Origin of the sequence: Mesorhizobium intechi (genome assembly GCF_002879535.1) — a bacterium.
GTDB lineage: Bacteria > Pseudomonadota > Alphaproteobacteria > Rhizobiales > Rhizobiaceae > Mesorhizobium > Mesorhizobium intechi.
In genome coordinates, this window is the sequence record NZ_PNOT02000328.1 from 56,199 (window position 1) to 62,198 (window position 6,000).

Annotated in this window: 1 protein-coding gene and 2 pseudogenes; 1 reads left to right on the plus strand and 2 read right to left on the minus strand. The window is 60.8% G+C overall.

Annotated features, from left to right (window positions below; genetic code table 11):
- Window positions 1–136: 136 nt before the first annotated feature.
- Window positions 137–862 carry a two-component system response regulator VirG gene (gene virG / locus C1D09_RS28005; RefSeq protein WP_027033428.1) on the plus strand — a complete coding sequence of 242 codons (726 nt, stop codon included), beginning with the start codon at window positions 137–139 and terminating at the stop codon, window positions 860–862.
- Here virG and C1D09_RS28010 read toward each other — a convergent pair.
- Window positions 838–1,405, minus strand: a pseudogene (locus C1D09_RS28010) (IS66 family transposase); the annotation flags it as partial. The gene virG and the pseudogene C1D09_RS28010 sit on opposite strands and share 25 nt — an antisense overlap.
- Before the next feature lie 121 nt (window positions 1,406–1,526).
- Window positions 1,527–6,000: pseudogene (locus tag C1D09_RS34425) on the minus strand (Ulp1 family isopeptidase); the annotation flags it as partial.

Here is a 6,000-nt window from a genome sequence, read left to right on the forward strand (position 1 = left end):
ACCAGGCCGAGCAACGGCCTCACATTGGCCGCACGCACCGGCGAGTGGTAGCAAGGGGCAGCTGTCCTGCGTCGGTGCCCCAAGGGTTGCTCGGCAACAGCTTTAGACAAGGGGATTCAAGATTGAAGGTGAGCCGTTGAAACATGTTCTTGTCATTGACGATGATGCCGCAATGCGACGCCTCATCTCCCAGTATCTCATGATGCATGCCTTGAAGGTGACCGCAGTCAACGATAGCAAGCAGTTTAACTACGTTCTATCGCATGAGCCAGTCGATCTCGTGGTTGTTGACCTCAACCTCGGCCGGGAGGATGGGCTTGCCATCGTCCGCAACCTCGCGACGAAATCGGATTTACCCATCATAGTGATCAGCGGCGACCGGCTTGATGAGGCGGAAAAAGTCGTTGCGCTGGAGCTCGGCGCAACCGATTTCATTCCCAAGCCTTTCGGGCTGCGCGAGTTCTTGGCCCGCATTCGAGTAGGGCTACGCCAGCGCATTTCCAGTCCGCGAACGAAAGATCATCGCTCATTTCGGTTCGGAGCCTGGAAGCTCAGCGTCAAGCAGCGGCGACTGATCTGTGCGGAGCGTGGCGAAGTCAAGCTTACCGCATGTGAGTTCAACCTGCTGATCGCGTTCCTGGAGAACCCCCGCAATGTCCTATCCAGAGAACGGCTTTTGCTCGCGAGCCGTGTGCGTGGAGAAGAGGTCTACGATCGAAGTATCGATGTCCTAATCTTGCGCTTGCGCCGAAAGCTGGAGGCTGATGCGGCCAATCCAAGGCTAGTCAAGACATGCCGTGGTGCAGGGTATTTCTTCAACGCTGACGTAGACGTTAGCTACGGAGGCACCTTGGCCGCGTGACAGGAGCTATTCTGGAGATTGGCTGATGAAGCGTGGCGGTGTTTTCTGGCGGCCCTTAGCTCGGCGCCTGGATGTCTGACCCAAGGCAGCATCTCGTCGATCTGGCTGGGATGGCTGTTGACGATCCTGGTGGTGAGGACGTCGGCGAGATAACCGAGTGACTCGACACCATCGAGCCTGCAGCTTTCGATCAACGACGCAATGACCGCCCAGTGTTCGGCACCGCCGTTCGAGCCGGCGAAGAGCGCGTTCTTGCGGACGGATTGAGCGCTCGACGGTGTTGTTGTCGATCTCGGTGCGACCGTCGTCAACGAAGCGCGAGAGGCCTTCGCAGCGTGAGAGCGTGTAGCGGATTGCCTTGGCGACCTTGGTCTTCTGACCGATCAGGCCGAGCTTTCACGCAGCCAAGGTTCAAGATGGCGACAATAGCGCGGCTATTTTCCCGACGCGTCGCACGGCGTTCATCGGCCGGTCGGCCGCGGATATCGTCCTCGATCTTATTGAGGTGGGCGATCGTCTCAGCGCCTCGCTGGCGATCGGCGAGTTCCAGGCCTACATCGCCTTCCAACAGTGCCAGTCTGATCAATTGCGGCGAGAGCTACCGGTCCGGAGATCGCATCAGCCTCTCCGTCGCCAAAAGAGCTGTTCTGCTTAGCCGTCGAGCTCAACGCCCAGCGTCGGAGCGCTCTCTGCTCCTGAAGGAAGCCAGGAGGTCCGCTCGGGCTTGATCGGAGGCTTGGCCGATGGACGTTGTGTTTGCGTCGCTCGGCTGCCGCCCGATGGCGAGGCTTTGCGAATTGTCAGTCCTCTGCCTTTTCGCCGGTCTCAACGGCGCTGTGTAACGTTCAGTGTTGATGATGACGCCCCCGCTGTTCACGCGGTTGCTCCTGTGCAGTGTACTCGTCAGCTTGTCCTCGGCCTCGCGCGTCTGGCCCAAGTGCCGTTCCAACGGCGCTGGCGCGACCTGTCTGGCTTGCTGCTCTTGCAACGCGGCGTGTTGCACCTGCGACCCGGCTGCTGCCAAAGCTTCGGCGGGGCTTGCGGCAAGCTCGTGCGGCAAGCGGCCCTCTCTCAGTCGGTTTTGCAGCGCCTGCCGATCGGCGACGAGGTAGTTGAGGTGCAGCGGCAGCTGCTGGTCTGGCCGCTCTTCGTTCGCCAATCGACGAACCAGCTCGCGCGTGCCGTCCACCACGAAGACGCCGCAGTCAACAGCGTTTTTCTGCTGCGCCATGTCGGGTGTTACCAGGGTCGCGTCCAGTCTTGTAGCGAGCTTTCGTGCAGGCGCGTCGTTGTATCGCTGTTCATTTTGCTGGATGGAGTCGTAGTGATAGGCGACCGCTCTTTCCGGATCGCGGCGATCTACGAGGAGCAGCGACCAATGGGTGCCGTGGTCAATACCCACCCCATCGTTCACTGGCACGAACAGGAAGTCGGATGGGCCGGCGTTTCGATTATAAATCGACTGCAATGTGCCTCGCGCGTCTTGCTGCTCCATGTGGCGCAGCAGATGGGAGACCGACGGATCGACCAGCCGCGTCCGGGCGGCGAGCGCTGGATCGGCCTGCTGCAGCTGCTGCTCGAGGAATTCGTAATCCCTCTGGATATGTTCGTCGCCCAGCAGTTGGGTGGCCCCGAGCACCGCCCCCCGGGGGAGATTGGACGAGCCTGACGGAAGGGCTTCGATGTGTGCATCGGAGGAGGTGGTCAGATCGACCAACGGAACCCCGAGATGGGTGTCTGAGAGCCTGGCGGTCGCTGGCAAGGCGGGTCCCGGAGCCCTTGCCGGTACTGCTGCCGCTCCAGCTTCCCTTATCGCTCCGCGATGGAGGAGCCAAACGTCGTTGCCCCCCTCCGGCCTCCGGGCGGTGTAGCCGTGACCATTAATATCGAAGTGCCATTCCGGCTTTTCCGCATCTGGCAAGAGGCCATGGCGGTCCAAGAAAGAGAGCATTGCGTCTGGGACGCGTTGAGTCCCATGGGAGAAGTCTTTGGGGACGGCGAACGAAACGTTTATGGAGTCCTCGATCGCAGCCGGGGGCGCCTCGGACCTTGCTGAGGGCGCGGCTCCCGCATGCAGGCTTCCAATGTGTTCGGACCCTGTCCCTTGAACCGGTACCCCTTGCAATGGCAATTCACCCAACTGCCGCATGGGGGGCTGCATCGGCACGCGGCCGCCTTCGCTCGGCGGCTGCTGAATGGCGATGCTTTGCGGATTATCAGTCCCCTGCCTCTCCGCCGGCCGCAACGGCGCCGTCGAATGTTCATTGTTGATGATGAACCGCTCGGGTGGCAGGAGGTTGCCCTGGTCAAGCGCATCCGGCCAGGGCCGGATCTGCTGTTGGCTGGCAGCCAAGACTGGCGGGGCGGCGGCCTCAACTCCGGCGTGCCCAGAGCCGGCCGCTGCCAAAGCGTCCGCCACGATCCTGTCTGACGCAGGCTTCGCATCGCGAACCCGTTCAAGCGCCAAGCGGAGAAAATCGTTGCCTGGAAACAACGCCTCGGCGAATTTGATCCGTGAATCATGATCCAGCCCAGAGATCGTCTGGCCCCGCCTCTCAAGCGCCTCAGAAAATCTGCGAAGACTACGACCATAGGCAACACGGGTGCTTGGGGCCAAGCTGCTGTCACTGGTCACTTGTTCTAAGACATGCGCATCTGCCTTTGAAGGCACCGCCACTGGCCACCGGCCAGTCGCTGAATAGCCCGGCTCATGATACGCACGCAGGACGTTCAACGCCGGCCTTATATCCTTTATGTCAGTGTTTTTTGGAAAGAAGGTATCGAGGTGATCGACCAGGGATTGGTGATTTTTTAGATCGTCGCTTGGCCACGAGCGCCGAGATCATTTGCCAACCGGCGAAGTGCATACCTGTATTTTAGGACCGTGCTCTCGCTATATTTTTGCTGAGCCGCAGCGTGGGCGATCGCCTTATCGATAAGGTCCCGGTGTTCGTCGGACAAATGGGGATAGCCGGTGGCACGGGCGCCACTCGCGACAGGTTCGGCTCGGCGCGGCTCGGCCACATGCTGCTCAAAACCCGCTTGCCGCGCTTGGCCAGCATCCGGCAAGGGGCCAGGGCGGTTCAAGGAAGAGAGCATCGCGTCTGGGACGCGTTGGGTCCCATGGGAGAAGCCTTGGGGGACGGCGAATGAGACGTTTATGGAGTTCTCGATGGCAGCGGGGGGTGCCTCAGCCCTTGCGGAGGGCGCGGCCTCCGCATGCAGCCTTCCGATGTGTTCGGACCCTGTCCCTTGAACCGGTACCCCTTGCAATGGCAATTCACCCAATTGCCGCATGGGGGGCTGCATCGGCACGCGGCCGCCTGAATTGCCGATTTCGCGCGGCTGCTGCTGAATGGCGGCGGCTTGCGGCGTATTCAGGGCCCTCTGCCTCTTCGCTGGCCGGAACAGCGCTGTGGAATGTTCGTTGTTGATGATGTCCCCCTGGGGTGGCAGGTGGTTGCCCTGGTCAAGCGCATCCGGCGAGGGCCGGATCTGCTGTTGGCTGGCAGCCAAGACTGGCGGAGCGGCGGCCTGAACTCCGGCGTGCCCAGATGTTGCGAAAGCGTCCGACACGCTTCTATTGGGGTCCTCCGGTCCAGCACGCATCCCTGGGTTGCTGAGCGAAGACGAGGCGGCTTGATCATCCTGCCGCTGCTGAAGCACTTCGCGGAACTCCTGTTCCAGTCGCAGAAGCTCCTCTGGATTGGTTGGCGGCTTGTGAGCTCGATTATCGAACAGCGGCCGCAAGGCCTCGGGAATCTCCGCATTGTGAACCCGCTGCAGCGCCAAGCGGAGTTTCTTGTTGCCTGGAAACAACGCCTCGGCGAGTTCGGTCCGCGAATTGTGATCCAGCCCAGAGATCGTCTGGCCCCGACTCTCAAGCTGCTCAGAAAATCTGCGAAGAAGACGACCATAGACGACACGGGTGCTTAAGGCCAACTCGCTGTCACTGCTTAATTTTTCCAAGATACGCGCATCTGGCTTTGAAGGCACCGCCGCTGGCCACCAGCCAGTCGCTGCATAGCCCGGATCATGATACGCACGTAGGACGTTCAACGCCGTTTTAATGCTCTGGTCATTCGGAAAGAAAGTATCGAGGTGATCGACCAGGGATTGGTGATTTTTTAGATCAGTCGCTTGGCCACGAGCGCCGAGATCATTCGCCAATCGGCGAAGCGCATTCGAGTATATTCGCAGCGTGTCCGCGCTCTGGTTTTGCTGAGCCGCAGCGCGGTCGATCGCCTTATCAATAACATCCCGGTGTTCGGCGGACAGATGGGGATAGCTGGCAGCAGGGCCGCCAGCAGTCGCTGAATAGCCCGGCTCATGATACGCACGCAGGGCCTTCAACGCGCTCTTCATATCAACGTCTTTCGGAAAGAAGGCACCGACGTGATCGACCAGGGATTTGTGATTTCTTAGATCGGTCGCTTGGCCACGAGCGCTGAGATCATTCGCCAACCGGCGAAGTGCAAACGTGTATTTTCGGGCCGTGGTCTCGCCATATTTTTCCTGGGAGTGGGCGATCGCTCTATCAATAAGGTCCCGGTGTTCGTCGGACAGATGGTGATAGCGGGAAGCACGGGCGCCACTCGCAAAAGGGTCGGCTCGGCGCGGCTCGGCCACGTGCTGCTCAAAGCCCGCTTGCCGCGCTTGGCTAGCATCCGGCAAGGGGCCAGGGCGGTCCAAGAAAGAGAGCATTGCGTCTGGGACGCGTTGAGTCCCATGGGAGAAGTCTTTGGGGACGGCGAACGAAACGTTTATGGAGTCCTCGATCGCAGCCGGGGGCGCCTCGGACCTTGCTGAGGGCGCGGCTCCCGCATGCAGCCTTCCGATGTGTTCGGACCCTGTCCCTTGAACCGGTACCCCTTGCAATGGCAATTCACCCAATTGCTGCATGGGGGGCTGCATCGGCATGCGGCCGCCTGAATTGCCGATTTCGCTCGGCTGCTGCTGAATGGCGACGGCTTGCGGCCTATCCACGGCCCTCTGCCTCTCCGCTGGCCGCAACAGCGGTGTGGAATGTTCATTGTTGATGATGCCCCCCTGGGGTGGCAGGTGGTTGCCCTGGTCGAGCGCATCCGGCGAGGGCCGGATCTGCTGTTGGCTGGCAGCCAAGACTGGCGGGGCGGCGG